The following is a 20,088-nucleotide window of genomic DNA, read 5'->3' as shown; positions in this document are numbered from 1 at the left end:
ATGACTGTAAAACAAAGCGACCCTATGAGTGGTCGCTTTTTGCATTTTAGATGACCGTTTAGACGACCGCCTCTTCACGCAAACGCTCCCCCTACTCTGTATTGAGTATATGACTGATAAAGCATTGGTGAAATGTTGCCCTTGCTCACGAAACAATCTCATTTAATAAATATCTTTTGAACCTAATTTTTATTATTCTATCTATATTATTTTTATCGATAGCCATTTATTGTGAAAACTATTCCTACTGACGCGCCATCTCACACCAAATTATCCCAGCCTATTGGCCGCTTTGCGCCTTCACCAACGGGTGAGTTGCACCTTGGTTCTTTGACCACGGCACTTGCAAGCTTTTGCCATATCAAATCGATCGGTGGACAGTGGCTGCTGCGTATCGAAGACACCGACACCGAGCGCTGTGATAGACAGTTCACTGAACAGATTTTGATGGACTTAGAGATGCTTGGGCTGCACTGGGACGGTGATGTCATTTATCAATCTGAACGTATTGATATTTATAACGAATACTTGTCTTCATCATTACGCCCATTGACTTATGGTTGCCAGTGCTCACGCAAAGACTTAGAACAATATTGGGTGCAAGAGGAAATTAATAGACATCACAGTAATGCGAACTTAACACAACCATGCAACCAAACGCAGCCAAACAGACAACGTTACCCACGACGCTGTGTTGCATCGGGCCTTGATAGGCAACAGCATAAGTTACGTATACAGCTACCAGACTATAAAATTGGCTTTCACGATGGTATCCAAGGGCTGCAATGGGACAATCCGCAGCAGACACTAGGAGATATGGTGGCTCGTCGTCAAGACGGCATGATCAATTATATACTGGCAGCCAGCATTGATGACGGCCTACAACAGGTGACTCATATCATGCGCGGTTTGGACATTTTACCCATGACCACGGCACAGATCAGTATCATGCAGGCGGCACAACTGCCAACCATCGACCATTGGTATCATCTGCCATTAATCAACAATGCGGATGGTCAAAAGCTCTCTAAGCAGAATCTTGCACAGCCAATTGATACCTCAGATCCAAGCCAGCTGATTGCTGATGCCTTAAAACTCCTGCAGCAACCAAAGGTCGATATTGATACACCAGAAAATATGCTCAAGCAAGCAATTGCTCAATGGGACAATACGCCGCTGCAAGGGAAACAGCAGTTGAATTCGCCTTATTGAAGATAACTAAAAAGCAACTCACAAAAAACGGATAGCAAAAAGCGCCACTATTTGCGGCGCTTTTTTTAATGCTTGGTCATAGAGTATATAAACTAACTCAAAGTTTTTAATAGTAGCGGCATTGGCTCTTTTCGATCTCAGGACTTTCTTTATATATTTTCAATAATAAAGCCACCATAACCAAGCTGATCAACATTGAAGAACCGCCATAACTAAAGAATGGCATGGTGAGGCCTTTGGTAGGAATAGCACCCATGTTCATCGCCGCATTAATAATTGTCTGTGCAATAAACACCACACCGATACCGAACGCGGTATAGCTCATGCGCATTTGGCGACGTTTTAGCGCGTTGTAGCTGATACGCATCGCACTACCGATAATCAGTGCTTCGAGTATCAATACCATACTGACACCAACAAAGCCCAACTCTTCACCCGTAATCGCCAATAAAAAGTCAGTATGCGCCTCAGGCAAATGCGACAGTTTTTGCACACTTTCGCCATAGCCAACCCCAGTGAACTGTCCACGGCCAAAAGCAATCAGACTACGTGCCAGCTGATAATCGGTATCTTGCACATCATCAAACGGATCCATGAACGACATCACACGTACCAACCGGTACTCTGCCGTGGTCACCATCAACACTGCGCCACCAACGGCAGCCGCACCTAATGCTAAGAAGTGCTTGTAAGGTGCTCCAGCGATATAAAAAATCGCGAACAGCGTCCCCAAAATAACGACAAAAGAACCAAAATCTGGCTGCGACAATAGCAGTATCGTTATCAATGCCACTACTAACATAATTCGTAAAAAGCCATCTAGGCCATTACGAACCTCAAAAGAGCGGCGCACCACAAAGTCAGAGACAAACACAATCATGACCAGCTTGGCCAATTCTGCTACCTGAAAGTTAAAGCCTCCCAGCGTGAGCCAGCGCTTAGAGCCGTTAATAGGTGTACTAAACAGCGTTGCCACCAGCAATATACCGGTGATACCCAATAGCAGAAACTGAGTTTCAGTCTTATAGAGCGTCCGTAACGACACACCATAATAAGGGATAATGGCGACGATTAACCCAATCGTCATATACAGTAGCTGATTATTGAAAAAATACAGCTCTGTCATACCGCGACTGAGCGCAAAAGGAATAGAAGCAGAAGCCACCATCAGCAGACTAAGTACCATGATACAGCCGACGCTCGATAATAAAATTGCGCGCGCTGATGGCATAGAAAGGACACCGTCTGAGCCAGAGGCTTGCTTGGTTTTGGGCGAAGAACGAAAAAAAGAAGAGAGCGCCATAATTTTATATACACTAACAAACGAAAAAACACGGCGTCTATGAAACGCCACCGTTTAAAAAATCATAAAGTAAATCTTACTAGATAGACGATGATAAAAACCCTCAATCATCAAAAAATGCTTGAGCAATCATTTATCTAGTAATCAGAGCCGTTACGGTTGACAGTAGCAGCAATCTATAAGCAAAACAATCATTTATAAGAGAAATGCTGCTTTGGTTAATAAGTAACTCACGTACTACTACACCATCTATGCTGGCCTATTCGAGCCTATAGCCATCTAAAAATTTTAACTGATAATCGTGCTATTTGATTGTGCCGTATCTAACTGAGCAACCAATCGACTGAAATGCTCACCGCGAGCCGCATAACCACTGTATTGATCAAAACTGGCACAGGCAGGTGACAACAATACCGCTTGCACTTGCGATAGGCTGCTAGCAGTGACTTGCTGAATAGTGACAAAGGCGTTTTCTAATGTTTGGCATTGGTGCAATGCGACATCATCGCTTAATTTGGTTGCGCGTAAATGCTGCTCAATTTGCTTGCCATCCTCACCAATAAACAGCACTTGGCTGACGTATTGATTGATAAAAGGCGTCAACTCACCAAATTGCTGACCTTTACCTTGCCCGCCCAAAATCAATAATAGCTTACCATCTTTGGGTGCATAGACTGCACCTAGCCCTTCAATAGCGGCCATGGTCGAGCCAATATTGGTGCCTTTAGAATCATCAAAATAGTCGATATTAGCAAAGCTCCCAACGTACTGGCAGCGATGTTCAAGACCTGTGAATTGCTGTAACGTCTCGAGCATACTCTCAAGGGGCAAACCTGCAAGCTCACCAAGTGCTAAAGCTGCTTGCGCGTTTAGCAGATTATGACGCCCTTTAATCAACAGTTTGTCTGCGGACAGTAATCTTTCTGTACCGCGTGCAAGATAAGTTTGGCCTTCTGTGTCTGTAATGAGACCATACTGACCTTTATCAGGCGCATGGATACCCGTACTGATTCTTGGTAGGTTGTCTGCGACCAATGGACGGGTGAGCGCATCTTCGCGGTTAATGACCACGGACTTGGCACCTTGAAAGATACGATGCTTGGCTTGATGATAACCAAGCATATCACCGTGGCGATCTAAATGATCAGGTGACATATTGAGGACAGTCGCTACTTTTGCCCCCAAGTTAGTGACAGTTTCTAACTGAAAGCTAGACAACTCCAGCACTGCCAACTCCATGTCCGCATTATCAAGCAAAGTCAGTGCTGGCACGCCAATATTGCCACCAACACCAACATTGACGCCAGCATCTGCCGCCATTTGTCCAACTAAGGTCGTTACGGTACTTTTAGCATTAGAGCCTGTGATCGCCACTATCGGTGCAGTACAGGCTTCGCAAAATAGCTGAATATCGCTAACTACTGGAATATTTGCTTGGCGCGCGGCGGCAATTCCATCATTTTCGAGCGAAATGCCTGGGCTGATAATAATGCGTGCCGCTTGCTGTAACAGCTCTGCGTCAATTGCACCGAACTGACGAACCTCGATCTCAGCGGGCAGTTGCTCTGCCAATTTAGGCACGACTTGTGCATCTGTTACCGCTACTCGATAGCCTTGCTTGGCAAGATAGTGCGCGACCGATAACCCAGACTGTCCCAAACCGACCACGACCTGTAGACCGTTGCCTTTATGGATTAAGGTTTCTGTTGCGGTATTAGCGGTCATGTCTATTCCTTCTATTGAACGAGCAAAATGGCGTCAAGCAAACTGAGCGTACAGCGACTCTAAATGACACCGCCAAGATGACAAGCATCATAACGGTATCGTTCATATTTCGGTACTAATTTTTTATGACTTTGTGCTATTATTCGCCTGTTTTTATATTCAGTGGCTAATGCTATAATAGTTAGCTTGATTGATATGTGACATTGTTATGTGACAAGGCGTTTCGCCTGATTGTTTTAGTTTAGCATGTTGTCACATTTATCGCGCTATTGTCACGTCTCTTTAGCAACGATTCGTGTGTGATAGTGATATGTCAGATAGTAGTCATGATTTGGCAGATTATTTATCACCCTCTACTGCAGCAAGAAATTGCTGATTCTATGTCTTATGATAGATATTTTTTTATAGCCTATTTTAAGCAACCTGATTCAAACCATATTTTTAGGTCATTTTACTGTCCTTATCATCGTATTGATTATTGATGAGCGTATTCGTGATACCAAAAAAAATCAGTAGACATACTTATTATTGACCTTTCACACTCCAACACAGCAACATGATCCAGTACATGTTGACGTAAAAGAAAAATGAATAGCTATTATTAGCGACGCGATCATTTTATAAATGAGTAATGATTACTTTTTTTGCCTCTAACCCTATGTAGTTTACTTATGACATCTTTTATTGATAACTTGCGTGACGAGTGGTTTTCCAATGTTCGCGGTGACGTTTTATCGGGCTTGGTTGTCGCCTTGGCGCTTATTCCAGAAGCCATTGCCTTTTCTATTATCGCAGGTGTTGACCCAAAAGTCGGCCTATATGCCTCATTCTGTATCGCGGTCGTGATCAGTTTTGTCGGTGGTCGTCCAGGTATGATTTCGGCAGCAACGGGTGCTATGGCCTTAGTCATGGTCGATTTGGTTGCCGATCATGGTTTGCGGTATTTACTGGCTGCGACCTTGCTGTGCGGCGTCATTCAGGTCGTCATGGGCATCCTAAAGCTTGGTAATTTGATGCGCTTTGTCTCGCGCTCAGTTGTCATTGGCTTTGTCAATGCATTGGCAATATTGATATTCGCCGCCCAGTTACCAGAGCTGAATCCTATGACCGAGCGTGTCGGTATGACGGTTTATATCATGACCGCTGTAGGCTTGGGGATTATCTACCTGTTTCCACTTATCCCTAAAATCGGTCGCATCATTCCGTCACCATTGATTTGTATCGTTGGGTTGACGGCTGTTGCGATGTATATGAATCTTGATATTCGTAACGTCGGTAGCATGGGTGATTTGCCAGATTCGTTGCCTGTGTTTTTGTTGCCTGATATTCCATTAAACCTGAATACATTGCTGATTATTGCGCCTTATTCTATTGCGCTTGCCATTGTGGGTTTACTAGAGTCTATGATGACTGCAACGATTGTCGATGAGTTGACCGATACGCCAAGTGATAAGAACAAAGAGTGCCGCGGTCAAGGCATAGCCAACGTGGTGTCAGGTTTCTTCGGTGGTATGGCAGGCTGTGCGATGATTGGTCAGTCGATGATTAATGTAAAATCTGGTGGACGCACGCGCCTTTCTACCTTGATCGCAGGTGTGGTACTGCTCATCATGGTGGTATTCTTAAGTGAATGGGTCAGCCAAATCCCAATGGCAGCCCTCGTTGCTGTCATGATTATGGTATCGATTGGCACGTTTAACTGGCAATCTATTCGCGAATTCAAAACGCATCCTATGTCATTCAATATAGTGATGCTAGCGACAGTACTAACCACCGTCTTTACGCATAACTTAGCTTATGGCGTTGGTGTTGGTGTGTTGCTATCTGCCTTGGCATTTGCCAATAAGATTGGTCAGTTCTTAACCATATTCAGTGAGTACGATGACAGTAGCAATACCCGTTATTATTATGTTCAAGGACAGGTGTTCTTTGCCTCTACGACACAGTTTTTGAATAGCTTTGATACCAAAGAAGCGGTAGACAGCATTCAAATTGACGTCAGCCATGCGCATTTTTGGGACATCAGTGCTGTTGATACCTTGGACAAGCTGGTCATGCGCTTGCAACGTGAAGGTATTGATGTCAAAGTGGTAGGACTCAACAATGCGAGTCGAACACTGATTGACCGCTTCTCTGTTCACGATCGCCGAGATATTGGCTTATTAGATTAAGCAAATCTACGTCTGCCTTGTCATTGATGTATGGCAAGGTTTTGTGAATCGATGAATGATTTGTGAATCGATGGATAAATAGACAGCTACATCGGTCAAAAGAGTTAGGTATGTACGTGATGCCTTAACCCTACGCTGAGTGGCTGATTTTTATGATTAGAATGATGTGGCCGTTTTATGAGTAACTTAAAACCAGATAGTGTCATTGCCTGCTTGGACTGTCCTGATCATGTTCAAGCTGTATTAGAGGCCAGCATGTGGGCTTCTATTCGCTTGCGCGCGCCTGTAGGACTACTACATTCAGTCCCAAGCTTACAGCAAAAAGCTGCGGTCAATTATTCTGGTTGTCTCAATATCGATGATGAAAATGCCTTGCTTGAGCAGTTCACAACCAAAGAGCATTTGAGCAACTGTGAGCTAAAAGCACAGGGCAGACTATTACTGTCTCAAGCTACCACGTATTGCGAGCAAAAGCCTCATAAGCTCAAAACTTATACCTTGCATCGTCATGAAAACCTGAACCAGAGTATCGATTACGTCGATGACAAGGCACAATTGATCATCATTGGGCATCATGTCACGTGCAAATCGACATTAGGACAACTGATTAGAGTCAGCCACTGCCCCATTTTGGTGACACATGCACCATTTTTGCCCCCTACTACCGCTTTATTTGCTTTTGACAACAGTCCAACATGCCATAAGTTGCTTAATTGGTTGTGTAAGACCCCGCTCGTGCGTGCCTTGACCATTCATATTGTCATGATCGGTAAAGAAACTTCTGATAACTGTGATGCACTGCGTGAAGCATACGCGAAGCTCAAGCAAGCAGGTATCAAATCTAAAAAAACATTATTAGACTGCCGTGATGTTGCGGCGGCTTTAAATTACTACCAAAACCAGAACGATATCGGCCTACTCATAACAGGTGCGTTTGGCCAATCGCGTTTGCGTGAGTTGCTACAAGGCAGCGATACTAAGAAGTTATTGGGCAGTACCAAAACACCATACCTCCTTTTTCCTAAGGCTTAGATATCGTTTTATCTACACTCACATAGTCCTATCTATTTAAGCGCAGAGCACCAACGACTCTTTTGGTCTCTGCCGCTTACCGCGACCTCTCCTCTATTTAGCTTTAATCAGCTGTCATCAAACGTCCATTTTATTACTAAACTCAAGTTAGCAAATCGTCACATGAAATAGAGGGATAGCCTCCCCAAGCACCTAAAAAGTTGGTTATAATAAAGTTTTCATTAACCAAACGCTAAAGGTTGATTCGCTTTTACTATGTTTATAATGATGGCTCTCATCATTACATCGTCACTCATATGCTCTGTTGCAACCGCGGTTATTTTTGAATAAATAAACCCAATTCTACCTCCCCCTTGAGTAGGTTGGCACAGTTCTTGAATAACTTACCGTAAGCAAAGCAGAGATACGACGATGCACCATAATGCCTCTATCAATCTGCGGCATCACACAAATAAGGAATTTTTTATGAAGCTAATCACTGCGATCTTAAAACCGTTTAAGCTCGACGATGTGCGTGAAGCGCTTTCTGACATCGGTGTTAAAGGTGTTACCGTCACTGAAGTCAAAGGTTTCGGTCGTCAAAAAGGTCACACAGAGCTCTATCGCGGCGCAGAATACGTGGTGGACTTTTTACCTAAGGTAAAAGTCGAAGTCGCTGTGATCGACGAGATGGTCGAACCTGCTATTGAAGCGATCACTCGTATCGCTAGCACTGGCAAGATTGGTGACGGCAAAATCTTCGTCACTGCGCTTGAGCAAGTCATTCGTATCCGTACGGGCGAAACCGGACCTGATGCTATCTAGATTTGAGGCCATATCTATAAACATCGATTTATAGGAAAAGGCTCTTACTGCATTTTTATCTATCGGTCACACCGATATCTATATCGTAAATTCAAGGGGAATTTAAATGGAAAGTCAAATCTTTGAGCTCCAGTATGCGCTCGATACGTTTTACTTTTTGATCTGTGGGGCGTTGGTCATGTGGATGGCAGCCGGCTTCACTATGTTAGAGGCCGGACTGGTCCGATCAAAAAATACGGTCGAGATCTTAACTAAGAATGTCGCGCTATTTGCAACCGCCAGTATCATGTACATGATATGCGGCTACGCTATTATGTATGGTGGCGATTTGTTCTTGAGCGGAATTGCAGGCGGCGACACCTTGGTAGAAGACGCGTTAGCAGCCTCTGCCGAAAATGGCTTTGGTGGTGACTCTGTCTACTCTGCAGCCTCAGATTTTTTCTTCCAAGTAGTCTTTGTAGCGACTTGTATGTCAATCGTTTCAGGTGCTGTTGCTGAGCGTATGAAACTATGGGCTTTCTTATTATTTGCTGTCGTCATGACTGGTGTTATCTATCCATTAGAAGGCAGTTGGACTTGGGGCGGCAACGATGTCTTTGGGTTATTTAACCTAGGTGACATGGGCTTCTCTGACTTTGCAGGCTCTGGTATCGTCCATATGGCGGGTGCTGCTGCTGCTCTAGCAGGTGTATTGCTCTTAGGGTCACGTAAAGGTAAATACGGTCCTAACGGTGAGATACGTGCGATTCCTGGTGCTAACCTACCACTTGCGGCGCTTGGTACGCTAATCCTATGGATGGGTTGGTTCGGCTTCAACGGTGGTTCAGTACTGAAACTCGGCGATATCGCCAGTGCCAACTCTGTCGCCATGGTATTCTTGAACACTAATGCTGCTGCTGCTGGTGGTGCTGTGGGCGCTCTGATAATCGCTCGTATCATCTTTGGTAAAGCGGATCTAACCATGCTCCTAAACGGTGCACTAGCAGGCCTAGTCGCCATTACTGCAGAGCCATCAACCCCTTCTGCGCTACAAGCCACTCTTTTCGGTGTTGTCGCTGGTGTCATCGTCGTGTTATCAATCTTAGCGTTAGATAAAATCAAAATTGATGATCCAGTGGGTGCCATCTCAGTTCATGGCGTGGTCGGTCTGTTTGGTCTACTAATCGTACCAATTACTAACCCAGCATCTACCTTTATCGGCCAGATTGTGGGTGCTGCGACCATCTTTGCTTGGGTATTCATCGCTAGCTTGATCGTTTGGGGAATCCTCAAAGCAGTCATCGGTATCCGTATCTCTGAAGAAGATGAATATGAAGGTGCTGATATTGCAGAATGTGGTATGGAAGCTTATCCAGAATTTATCAGATAAGATTTCTCAATAGTCTAAACCCTATCATTCGATACGCTGATACTACTTACCGTAGTGTCAGCGTTTATTATTTTAGGGCGTGTCCCTGATTCAAACGTTTATCACTAAATAGGGACACGCCTTAGTCATCAAGCACTCCCCCTTTCTTAAAACGATAAAATAAGAAGTATAAAAAATCCCGCAAAACCTTTCGGTAATGCGGGATTTTTATCTATCAGGTTCAGACTTAATAGTTAGATTCTTTATGGATTTATTTCTTTTTCCATACTTGACTACGTGAGAATGGACCGATATAACCTTTTATGTTTAACGAGTTACCGTTTAGAGTTGCAGTCATACGATAATCTTTACCTTTTGCTGGATCAGTAATCGTACCACCACTATATTTACCGTTACCATCAGACTTTAGACCCTTGATGACCGTCGTACCAACATGCTTTTTGCCTTTAGCCGTATTGGCAGCAATAAGTGTACCGGTTAACACGCCGTTTGACTCAGTGATTTTTACCGTGCCTTTTGGCTCACCATCGTCGTATGTCTGCCAAGTAGTATTGGCTAATGGATCAGCGGCAAATGCCATACTAGCAACACTAATACCAGCAACTGCCAAAGTGGTTTTTGTAAATAATTTCATAGATTGACTCCCTTCATACAATGATTGCTCGAAACATTATGTTTCTGATGTCCTATGCTTATCCTTTGCTAGAATCTTTTATTACAAGCTTTACGAATCTCTACTTATAAAGCGTAGGTTATCGATATTGCTCATAACTCTTTGTCAAAGATTTTGAGCGACATAAGCGATGTCTTGACTCATTATAAGCAATTTTCCGACTTTGCCTAGTAATTTTTTTATACTTTATTATTTCTATAAAATAAAACCATATCAAAGACTTACAAGAAGGGATTGTCGATATCTTTGCCCGATTGGTCATCATTTTCTTTTGACTTATCATCATTATTACTATAAAGGTTTTTGCTTTCAAATGCGTTTATGACCCGACTCATTAGCTCATGCAATTGCTGAGCGTGTTCATATCCAGATGCATCCAAAGTCAGGTCAATATCACCATAGATGATGACCTTGTCCTTTTGGTTTTCGATAACAAGATCACCAACCTGCATGCTTTGGTGATTATTGGCGAATGGGTCAATCATGTGATCATCCTTATGGTGTATTTAAAACCCAACAAGTATTCTACGTTTTGCTCTATGCCTTTAGCTGTGCAAGTAACCAATCCAAAATAGCCCAGACAAATAGCATCCAATCCGGCTCCTGAGCGGGCGTATCAGTTGTCTCTGAACTCTCACCTGCCTTCAATGGCAAATCAAACGCTTCTCGCTTGGTTTGAGTGTCCAACATCGGCAAGACATCGATGCCAGTTTCGGCGGTCAGCTCATCGATACTAATAACATCAATGCGCTCCGACTCGTCATTTGGTGCGTAATATACCCCTGCCTGATTGGTCGCGGGTATATACACTGCTTTGAAAAAATGGCTGGGTACAAGCACACGATTGGCGAGCTGCTTGGTTTTTTTATTGGTAAATGCGACACCTGTGATGGTATAAACCTCACCGTATTGCTGCGTCAAATACCGAGTGGCAGACTCGATATTACGCCAAATATAACGATTGTTACGGGGTGACTGCGGCGCGATATTGGCCAGACTGAAGCTATCATACTGTTGGCTGCGCGTTGCCATATCGGCATTTGGTGCTAGGTGTCCGCGATCATAACCAGAGCCTGAATAGTCAGATAATGACGCGCGTGCTGATTCTGGAAGCTTGCTTTCTTCATGGAAGCTATCTTCACGGTCGATCTGTTTGGCTTGCTGCAGACGTGTGCGATCTAAATGCTCTGCTGACCACAGCGGTGTGCGTGATACACCAGAGTACATAACGGCAAAGCCATCCATGCATAATGCTTGTGTCTTATTACTTAGCTTGGTGTTGGTAAATTCAGGATAGATACCGCCATAGAAGGATTGGCTACACTGCGTGAAATCATCAGCATGCGCCTGAGTGATACCTATTGCAACTGTCATGACAGTCATTAGCATGCTGTGTTTAAGCCCATATGTGCGCTCACGGAAACTTATCATTCAACTTTCAACCATTTATACTCATCATTGCGTATCTGCTATCCTAGCAGGCAGTTAGCAATAAAGAAAGATAGCGCGCAAGTCGTGACATTTTAAATGGTATCCGCTATACTTAGGCGTTCAAAAAACGGTGAAGTGGGTGAGTGGCTGAAACCGCACGCCTGGAAAGTGTGTATACGTTCATAGCGTATCGAGGGTTCGAATCCCTCCTTCACCGCCAATCTTATAAAATCTTAGTTTTCCTATCCTGTCCCAAATACCCCTTAATCCCTTTATAAATAACGCGTCTAGCGTTTTTTTTATGCTTGTTATTTACCTATAGATGATATTTCAATTGTAGATGATTCAGCCATGTAGATGATATTGGCTCATGATGAGGAATAGTGCATAAAAAAGCCCCAAACCACTAAAAAGTTGCTTGAGGCAAAAAATCGATATGGGCTATCAATAATTAATCGTTATGATCCACATGATTGCTCAAAACCTTACCTGTCATGCTATCGACCACAATGTCATAGATTTGATTGCCTTTACCAATTTCAATCTTATAAACTGGTTTACCATAATCCATGTCAAACTCGGCTTCCAGCACCGTGCCGTTTAGCGTCTTATTAGCACTTTTTATGGCTTTCGACAGGCTGACTTTGGCCTTCTTTATGGTGTTATATTCGGCCAAGTCCTCTCTATCTAAACGCTCTATCTCATCTTTTATCACTTCACCTGTATTGGCATTGACGATGACTTCTTGCTCGTTGTTATTGTCAATAATTTTAATCTCATAATGGTTATTTTCCATACGGTCTTCTTGATCAAAGCCTGCACTAATAATATTGCCTGCTACCGTCTTATTCGCGAGAACCATCGCTTGCTCTAGGCTGATTTTACTCTGTGATGCTGCCATGATTTCATTCATTGACGTAGTGGCTTGGCTCACTGGAATAGCAGCCGCGCTAAGGGTGGCGACACTCAAGGCTACTGCTAATGATTTTTTTAACGTTAATATTTTTCCATAATAAGGCCTTCAGGTTCTTCAGATACGTTATCGGGATCGTTATTTATTGAATAATGTCGTGAAAGATGGTGACACAGTCCGCCTCATTCTGTCTAAATGATTTATGCTGATAAACGTAACTTATGTTGTGTTTACAAGGTAAAATATTTTGTAACTATGTCAAAGCGTGACCAAATTGTTTACTACTTTTTGACATATAGTGCCTATCAAAACTACCCCCAAAGCTTATTGTCAGAAGCATTAAAGGATGAAAATCCGTCCAATATTTTGAGACTGGTTAACGGTGAAATGACTCGAAATAAAATTTAATATGCGAGATTAACTAAAAAAAGAGACCAATTAATGGTCTCTTTTTTTATTATATATACTATTAAAAAATGACGCCCATTTAAGGCGTCATTTTTGGATTATCGAAGGTTAGTCTTAAGAACGATGTTCGTGAGTATTTTTACCTTGATATTTACCTTTCACCTTATATTTAGCAGCTGCCGCCTTTGATCTATCGTGAGAATCCTTCGCCTTATTTTTGACAACTTTATGCTTACTATCTGCTTTGTTACCATGTTTTTGGTGTTGTACTTGAGACGCATGATGTTGCGAATAATTTGGTGCAGCATTGGCTTGACCAACCATCGACAAACAGGCTGTAGCCGCTAGAATCGAACTTACTATTACCTTTTTCATTGTTTTTTCCTAATTTAATTCATATTAATAGATTATGATTAAAGATACCTTATGAAGTATCACGATAAAGCATCGCTCTATCGACAAAGAAAATGATAACTCGTTCTCGCATTAAGTAGCTTTATGAAACTTGAAGAAAGGTTGCGATTGTTACCACTGCTAAGCGCATTCACACATTAGGCGGTAGAAAGCTACAGAGTTGTACTACTGGCTGGTATTTATTGAAACCACCAACCTCTATATGATGATTTTGCCAACCGTACAACGAATTTATATCGATTAGCATCTGACAACTATACACAGCGCAACTCTTCTATCAGCGCTGATTGGATAACAAATTTATGTGTGGGTTATTACGTGTTTTATTAACCATGCTTGGGGCGATACTCATTATCGACTGCGTTACTTTGATGGCTGTTGATAAGATTAATTTTGGTACAGTGCTGCCTTTTTTGATAGGCGTGGTTTTTGTAGGCCATGGACTGTTTGCGCCCTTAATTACGAAAATACTTTCCAACAATCCTTTATTGCGGCGTATTTGGTACGGATTATGGCTGATGTTTGGGTTATGGCTCGTTAGCTTTTTAATCTTTGTTTATTCATTGCAGCAGCAAATTGCACAGGGTAAACAAGATTTACCACCTGTAGCGGCTATTATTGTACTCGGTTCTGGGACGGTCGATGGCAAGCCGACCCCCACCCTAGCTAGTCGCTTGGATACAGCCGCACAACTGATCGAGCAGCAACCACAGGCGCTCATTATTACAAGTGGCGGTGTGGGCTATGAACGCACGCGCAGTGAGGCGGACATCATGGCGACTTACTTGCAGCAAGTACATGACATTCCACTAGATCGTATTTATCAAGAAGGTAAAAGCACCAGTACTGAGGAGAATTTGGCGTACAGCCAGATCATACTTGAACAGCATGGTATTGACAAAGAGGCACCCGTCGCGATTGTCACTAGCGATTTTCATACTATCCGCGCGGCCGCTATAGCTCGCCATCAAGGTTATACGCAACCAATCACGCTTGCCAGTTCAACACCGCTGTCTATTCGCTACAATGCATGGTTTCGTGAGTATTTTGCCTTTGGTAGCGGTTGGCTACTACAAGAATACTGATTAATGGATACCGTAACAAAAATATTAAAAGGCGCTCAACTGGACGCCTTTTTTCTGCAAAATATAAACCACGAATTTTGCCTCTGTTTTAAATGACACTTTCTCTACTGCTGTCAATAACGCTTGTCTTTTTTCGCTACGTGCGCGATAGGCATACGGGGTCATGGTCATTAAATCAGCCAAATCATCCGCTGATAATGCCATCTCTGTACTAACATGGTCAGTCCCAATCAACGTAAAGTATGGTGCCAACTCGTGTAAAAACTTATCAGAATCATGCTCACGCACGTCATCAAATAAAGCCTCTCGCATCGTCGCTAAATGTCCGGCATCTGGTTTGGCAATGATTAAATACCCATCATCAGCCAATACCTCCGCGAACGATTCAGTCAAAATAGGACTAAAAATACTACTAATACCCATCACACTATGAGAGCGTAACGGTAGATGCGCGGCGCTGGTCACTAGCGGATAAATGGCCGTCGTCTTGGCAGCGTTACTATTCTTGCACTGATACCAAAGATGATGTGCCGCCTTACTGACTTTAGCCAATTCCACCAATGCAGGTTTGCTGATATCCGCTGCTATAAGAGTATCTATGATATCCGAGCCCAGTTGTGCCATTGCTTGCGTGTAGTAGCCTTCACCGCAGCCAATATCAAGCCAATTCACAGACTTGGTATCTTGCTCCTCTGTGGCCTCACTTTTTGACAGTAGCGCTGCCATTTTTTGGACAATCAGACTCTGTAACGGCGCATAGTGACCATGGTTCAAAAATCGCTTGCGGGCATTGATAGATTCTTGACTGTCGCCAGGTGCTTTTGATTTCTTCTGCTGTACAGGCAATAGATTGATGTAGCCTTGGCGAGCCACATCAAACGGATGCGAGGTTTGCTTGGGGTGCAAACTACCATCACAGCGCCAAGTATCTGCGGCTGGCTGTAGTGGTGACTGGCAAAGTGGACAAATAAATAAGGACACAGGTATCTCAAAGTCATAGCAATATGACCCGCATTTTAACAAATTTCGTGTACCTTAAACGATAAAAAGCCACCCCAATACTCATTGAGATGGCTTCTAAGCAGAAAATTTAGGTATATTTGAGGCTTGTCTTTCTAACGCAGCTTCAAGGTCATTAGCCCAAGAATGACGAGAATGATGGCGATAATCCAAAACCGCGTCACCACTTGTGTTTCTTTCCAGCCAATTTCTTCAAAATGATGATGCAGTGGTGCCATACGGAAGACGCGTTTTTTGCGCAATTTATAAGAGCCAACTTGCAGCATCACTGATAGCGCTTCAGCGACAAATAGACCACCCATAATGGCAAAGGCAATCTCTTGTCGTGTCATCACGGCAATCGTACCGAGCATCGCACCCAGTGCTAACGCGCCCACATCGCCCATAAATACTTGTGCAGGATGCGCATTGAACCACAAAAATCCAAGACCTGCCCCGACCATGGCACCACAAACGATAATGACTTCAGAGTTATAGGGAATGTACGGAACATGCAAATAATCAGCAAAGCGTACATCGCCCGATACATAAGCCATCGCACCCAAGCCTGCTGCAACAAGCACTACTGGTAGGATTGCCAAGCCATCCAAGCCGTCGGTTAAGTTAACCGCGTTGGACGCACCATTGATCACAAAGTAGGTAAAGATAATAAAACCAATACCAAAAGGCACTGCCGAAAATGGAATCATCCAATCTTTAAAGATCGGTATCAACAAATCCTGCATCTCGCGAGTGGTGTTGATATCCGGCTGTAGTGTGGCGATGTAGTATAAAGAAACGCCGACGAATAATGCGCCCATCGATAACCAAAAATATTTCTTTCTCGCAATCAGACCTTTGGGGTCTTTGTACTTGATTTTGAGCCAATCATCCGCCCAACCTACAGCACCAAAGATCACCATAACAACGAGCAAAATCCACACATAAGGATTGTTCAAACGTGCCCATAGCAGAGTCGATACCCCAATAGCACTGAGAATCAATACCCCGCCCATGGTTGGCGTACCGGTCTTGACCAAATGCGATTGAGGCCCATCATTGCGAATGGCCTGACCGTATTTGAGTGAACGCAGGTGCTGAATGACACGCCCGCCAAAAAACATACTAAATGCGAGGGCAGTGACCACAGCAAGCAGCGCTCGCAACGTCAACGAAGAAACCGCAGAAAACGGCGTATAATACTGGCCAAGCCAGCCAAACAACCAAACTAACACCGCCTACTCCTCTACTAGCGCATGAATAAGTGTTTCCATTGTCATGGAACGCGAGCCTTTGAACAACACAGTACAAGGCTTAGCTTGTTGCGCTTGCAAATACGGCTGTAAATACTGTAATAAACTGTCTTTGTCTGCGAATGCCTGAGCATTGATATCAGCAATCTCTTTCGCACCAGCAACGGTAGCCTTGGCATATTCGCCAACACAGAGCAGCACATCGATACCTGTGGTCGCGATAGTACGGCCGAGGCTTTGATGCTCACTAACTGCCGCCTCTCCTAGCTCGCCGATATCACCCAATACCATCACTTGCGTACCCGTTTGTGCAGCCAATACTTTGGCAGCGGCACGTACCGAGTGTGGGTTGGCATTGTAGGTATCATCAATCAGGCGGTGCTTACCCAGTATTTGACTGTTCAGACGACCTTTGGCTGGACGCGCATTTTCAAGCCCAATAACAATGTCACTGACGTCGATATTTAACGCATGCGCACAGGCTGCAGCAGCCAAAGCATTATTGACATTGTGTTCGCCTGCTAATGGCAAATTGATATCATGAATCTGATTACCGATATGTAGCTTAAACTCACTACGCTCTGGCTCTACATCTAGATGGCTCGCGCTGACATCGGTATTACCAAAGCCAATCACATGTGACGTGTGCTTTTCAGCAATGCGGCGCAATTGGTTGGTAAAATCATCTTTATCAGGAACAATCGCAAACTGCGCATCCGTTAAGGTGTGATAGATCTCTGCTTTGGTTTGGCAAATACCTTCACGGCTACCGAACTCACCCAGATGAGCCGTACCAATATTTAGGATACAGGCTACATCAGGACGCACAATCTCAGTCGTATAGGCGATCTCACCAATATGGTTGGCACCTAACTCTAAAATGGCATAACGATGATGGTCTGATAACTCAAGCAGCATCATTGGCACACCCAAATCATTATTGAGGTTACCACGGGTAATCAATGTCGGTGCCAATCGACCAAAAATACTGCCTAGCATTTCTTTGCAGGTGGTTTTACCGCTAGAGCCAGTAATCGCAATCACGGTCAGATCTTTATGCTGCTGACGACGATAGCTTGCCAACTGCCCTAACGCCAACCGGGTATCACTGACAACCAGCTGCGGAATCGCATTTGACTCAGATAAGATAGGACGAGACACAATGGCTGCAATGGCACCTTTTGATGCTGCCATATCGATATAGTCATGACCATCGAAATTCTGACCACTTAACGCCAAAAAGATATCACCAGGCTTTATCGTACGAGTGTCGGTCGCAATACGCTTACTAGCTAATGATGCTTGCTCTACATCTGCATAGTCTTGTGGCAACTGCCAGTGACTATCGAGCGATGCTGTCGCTGCGAGCATATTATCCATTTGCCAGACATAAAGCCCTTGCGACTGGATGGTGTTATCGTGGTCGGCTGTCATAATGGTTACCTTATATAATGACTACTTCATTTTTATATTTAATAATTAATTTTTTGATAATAAGCGTATTGATAGTCAATCGACTATATACGGCCCGCTTGCGCTAATGCCTGCTGTAAAATAACACTGTCATCAAAATCGTAACGGACGTTGTTAATCTCTTGATAGGTCTCGTGGCCTTTACCAGCGATGACGACAATATCGTCTATCCCTGCCTGACTCACGGCATATTCAATGGCCTTTTGGCGAGCAGGTTCTATATGCGTACGTTGATATTGCTTAGCGCTCATCCCAGCCTGCATATCCTGTAAGATGGCATTAGGGTCTTCGGTACGTGGATTGTCAGCGGTCAAGACAACTTGATCAGCACCTGTGAGGCCTGCTTGTGCCATCAATGGACGCTTGCCTGCATCACGATCGCCGCCACAACCAAATACTGTCCATAGCTTACCTTTACAGTGAGTTTTCAGGCTCGCCAGCACTTGACTTAAGGCATCTGGCGTATGCGCATAATCAACAATAAAACAGCCGTCATTGGATGGCACGCGCTGCATACGCCCAACCGCACCTTGTAGCTGCGTGACCGCAGTCGCAATGCGCCTAATATCCACATTTGATTCAGTAGCAGACTTAGTACCAGACTCAGTACTATTAACAATACCAGTCGCTACTGCTGCTGCGATAGCGGCAAGCAAATTAGCAACATTAAAGCGACCGAGTAATGGACTGATAACCTCGATAATATCTGTTTTCTCATCACCAACTGTTTTATCATTAAAGTCAGTACGCAGATTGATTTTGACACCCTGTAGACTTGGCTCGATATTAGCAGCGACAAAAGTAGCAGATGTTGCAGGCTCTAGACTATACGTCCATACCGTCAAGTCGCTAGCAGTGGCTGTATCCAACATAATCTGAGCATGTTCATCATCGACGTTGATGATGGCATGGGTCAAATCTGGGAAGTGGGCTTTATCAAACAGCTTGGCTTTGGCAGACGCGTATTCTTCCATATCAGCATGATAGTCTAAATGGTCACGACTCAGATTGGTATAAATCGCAATGCTAACTGGCACGCCTTGTAAACGCTGCTGATCCAGACCATGAGAGCTGGCCTCTAACGCCAATACTTCAGCATTCTCGATGCCCATTTGATACAAAAACTGCTGTACAGCCAAGGCGTCTCCAGTGGTATGGCTGGCTTGTACCAAAGCGCCAAGGCGACCATTACCTGCCGTACCCATCACTGCACTGCTCATGCCTGTTAATTGGGTCAGCTGTGCCACCAATTGACTGATGGTAGTTTTACCATTGGTGCCCGTGACAGCGACTACCTTTGGCAGGGTCACTGGCTGCTGATATTGCAGATATGCTTGGATTAAGCTACCTAAGAAATCACGAATGTTAGGGACGTATAAGATTGGACACGGCAGCGCTGCTAATTGCTGCTGTGCGTTAAACTCACCATTCATCTTCAGCGGAGTATTTGCTTCGCTAATCAAGGCAGCAGGATCCATCTCTGAGAGGACAAAAGCAGCCTTCTCAGCGGCTTGTAGCAGATAGTCATGACTTTTTTGAAAGTTTGGCGTATGGCTTTTTAAAAGGATGAATACGTCATTATTTGATAGTTGACGGCTGTCTAGTTGGAACTGCTGAAAAGGAATATGAGCAACAGATTGAATCTGATCCGCCCCTAACTGACTCGATGCCTGTTGAACCGATGTTGCGATCATCGCGGTTAGCTGTTGCGCCAGCAGCTTATCGCTAGTATCGATAAGCTGCTGTAGAGTGGCCGTCGTAACAGTGGCGCTATTTGACGATAAGGTAGGCATGGTCATGGGCAAATCCTAAACAGTTAATAC

17 protein-coding genes, 1 tRNA gene and 1 pseudogene are annotated in these 20,088 nt (G+C 44.0%); 8 read left to right on the top strand and 11 right to left on the bottom strand.

Going from position 1 to position 20,088, the window contains the following annotated elements; translation table 11 throughout:
- Positions 1-231 precede the first annotated feature (231 nt).
- Positions 232-1,212, top strand: a complete 981-nt coding sequence (gluQRS, locus tag QO189_RS11480) for a tRNA glutamyl-Q(34) synthetase GluQRS (RefSeq protein ID WP_371532814.1) — start codon at positions 232-234, stop codon at positions 1,210-1,212.
- A gap of 106 nt (positions 1,213-1,318) precedes the next feature.
- On the opposite strand, the gene QO189_RS11475 is transcribed toward gluQRS, so the two are convergent.
- Both QO189_RS11475 and murD read right to left on the bottom strand, forming a co-directional pair.
- On the bottom strand, positions 1,319-2,515 hold the full coding sequence (locus QO189_RS11475; RefSeq protein WP_201601515.1) for an FtsW/RodA/SpoVE family cell cycle protein: 1,197 nt from the start codon (positions 2,513-2,515) through the stop codon (positions 1,319-1,321).
- Between the two features lie 288 nt (positions 2,516-2,803).
- On the bottom strand, positions 2,804-4,240 hold the full coding sequence (gene murD / locus QO189_RS11470) for a UDP-N-acetylmuramoyl-L-alanine--D-glutamate ligase (RefSeq protein ID WP_371532813.1): 1,437 nt from the start codon (positions 4,238-4,240) through the stop codon (positions 2,804-2,806).
- 671 nt (positions 4,241-4,911) lie between these two features.
- On the opposite strand from murD, the gene QO189_RS11465 reads away from it, so the two are divergent.
- From QO189_RS11465 to QO189_RS11450, 4 genes are all read left to right on the top strand, one after another.
- The gene (locus QO189_RS11465; protein ID WP_201601511.1) at positions 4,912-6,411 is read left to right on the top strand and encodes a SulP family inorganic anion transporter; all 1,500 of its coding nucleotides are present in this window, start codon (positions 4,912-4,914) and stop codon (positions 6,409-6,411) included.
- A gap of 177 nt (positions 6,412-6,588) precedes the next feature.
- On the top strand, positions 6,589-7,443 hold the full coding sequence (locus QO189_RS11460) for a universal stress protein (protein WP_371532812.1): 855 nt from the start codon (positions 6,589-6,591) through the stop codon (positions 7,441-7,443).
- 465 nt (positions 7,444-7,908) lie between these two features.
- Positions 7,909-8,247, top strand: coding sequence for a P-II family nitrogen regulator (locus QO189_RS11455; protein ID WP_010197981.1), 339 nt, complete (start codon positions 7,909-7,911; stop codon positions 8,245-8,247).
- Between the two features lie 106 nt (positions 8,248-8,353).
- On the top strand, positions 8,354-9,616 hold the full coding sequence (locus QO189_RS11450) for an ammonium transporter (RefSeq protein WP_238038616.1): 1,263 nt from the start codon (positions 8,354-8,356) through the stop codon (positions 9,614-9,616).
- A gap of 250 nt (positions 9,617-9,866) precedes the next feature.
- Here the strand turns inward: QO189_RS11450 and QO189_RS11445 are convergent, their stop codons facing one another.
- From QO189_RS11445 to QO189_RS11435, 3 genes are all read right to left on the bottom strand, one after another.
- A complete protein-coding gene (locus tag QO189_RS11445) occupies positions 9,867-10,250 on the bottom strand; it encodes a DUF2147 domain-containing protein (RefSeq protein ID WP_371532811.1) in 384 nt (127 codons plus the stop codon).
- A gap of 260 nt (positions 10,251-10,510) precedes the next feature.
- Positions 10,511-10,774, bottom strand: a complete 264-nt coding sequence (locus QO189_RS11440) for a hypothetical protein (RefSeq protein WP_371532810.1) — start codon at positions 10,772-10,774, stop codon at positions 10,511-10,513.
- A gap of 52 nt (positions 10,775-10,826) precedes the next feature.
- Entirely contained in the window at positions 10,827-11,663 is an 837-nt protein-coding gene (locus QO189_RS11435) for a DNA/RNA non-specific endonuclease (RefSeq protein ID WP_371532809.1), read from the bottom strand.
- Positions 11,664-11,849: 186 nt separating this feature from the next.
- Between QO189_RS11435 and QO189_RS11430 the strand changes: the two genes are divergently transcribed.
- Positions 11,850-11,940: transfer RNA gene (locus tag QO189_RS11430), tRNA-Ser, on the top strand.
- A 231-nt stretch (positions 11,941-12,171) separates the two neighbouring features.
- On the opposite strand, the gene QO189_RS11425 is transcribed toward QO189_RS11430, so the two are convergent.
- Positions 12,172-12,690: a PepSY domain-containing protein gene (locus QO189_RS11425; protein WP_371532808.1), complete on the bottom strand. Its 519-nt coding sequence runs from the start codon at positions 12,688-12,690 to the stop codon at positions 12,172-12,174.
- A 240-nt stretch (positions 12,691-12,930) separates the two neighbouring features.
- Between QO189_RS11425 and QO189_RS11420 the strand changes: the two are divergent.
- Positions 12,931-13,041 (top strand): annotated as a pseudogene (locus QO189_RS11420) (ketoglutarate semialdehyde dehydrogenase); the annotation flags it as partial.
- Between the two features lie 114 nt (positions 13,042-13,155).
- Here QO189_RS11420 and QO189_RS11415 read toward each other — a convergent pair.
- Complete coding sequence (locus QO189_RS11415; RefSeq protein ID WP_371532807.1) at positions 13,156-13,416, bottom strand: hypothetical protein; 261 nt, start codon at positions 13,414-13,416, stop codon at positions 13,156-13,158.
- 341 nt (positions 13,417-13,757) lie between these two features.
- On the opposite strand from QO189_RS11415, the gene QO189_RS11410 reads away from it, so the two are divergent.
- Positions 13,758-14,540, top strand: a complete 783-nt coding sequence (locus QO189_RS11410; RefSeq protein WP_371532806.1) for a YdcF family protein — start codon at positions 13,758-13,760, stop codon at positions 14,538-14,540.
- Positions 14,541-14,564: 24 nt separating this feature from the next.
- On the opposite strand, the gene QO189_RS11405 is transcribed toward QO189_RS11410, so the two are convergent.
- The 4 genes from QO189_RS11405 to QO189_RS11390 form a co-directional block, all read right to left on the bottom strand.
- On the bottom strand, positions 14,565-15,527 hold the full coding sequence (locus tag QO189_RS11405) for a putative RNA methyltransferase (RefSeq protein ID WP_371532850.1): 963 nt from the start codon (positions 15,525-15,527) through the stop codon (positions 14,565-14,567).
- Between the two features lie 128 nt (positions 15,528-15,655).
- Complete coding sequence (gene mraY, locus QO189_RS11400) at positions 15,656-16,774, bottom strand: phospho-N-acetylmuramoyl-pentapeptide-transferase (RefSeq protein WP_075106486.1); 1,119 nt, start codon at positions 16,772-16,774, stop codon at positions 15,656-15,658.
- 3 nt (positions 16,775-16,777) lie between these two features.
- Positions 16,778-18,226, bottom strand: a complete 1,449-nt coding sequence (murF, locus tag QO189_RS11395) for a UDP-N-acetylmuramoyl-tripeptide--D-alanyl-D-alanine ligase (RefSeq protein WP_371532805.1) — start codon at positions 18,224-18,226, stop codon at positions 16,778-16,780.
- An 83-nt stretch (positions 18,227-18,309) separates the two neighbouring features.
- Positions 18,310-20,064, bottom strand: a complete 1,755-nt coding sequence (locus tag QO189_RS11390) for a UDP-N-acetylmuramoyl-L-alanyl-D-glutamate--2,6-diaminopimelate ligase (RefSeq protein ID WP_371532804.1) — start codon at positions 20,062-20,064, stop codon at positions 18,310-18,312.
- Positions 20,065-20,088: the final 24 nt, after the last annotated feature.

This window comes from Psychrobacter sp. Arc29 (genome assembly GCF_041431175.1).
GTDB lineage: Bacteria > Pseudomonadota > Gammaproteobacteria > Pseudomonadales > Moraxellaceae > Psychrobacter.
This window is presented reverse-complemented; position numbering and strand designations above follow the sequence as displayed.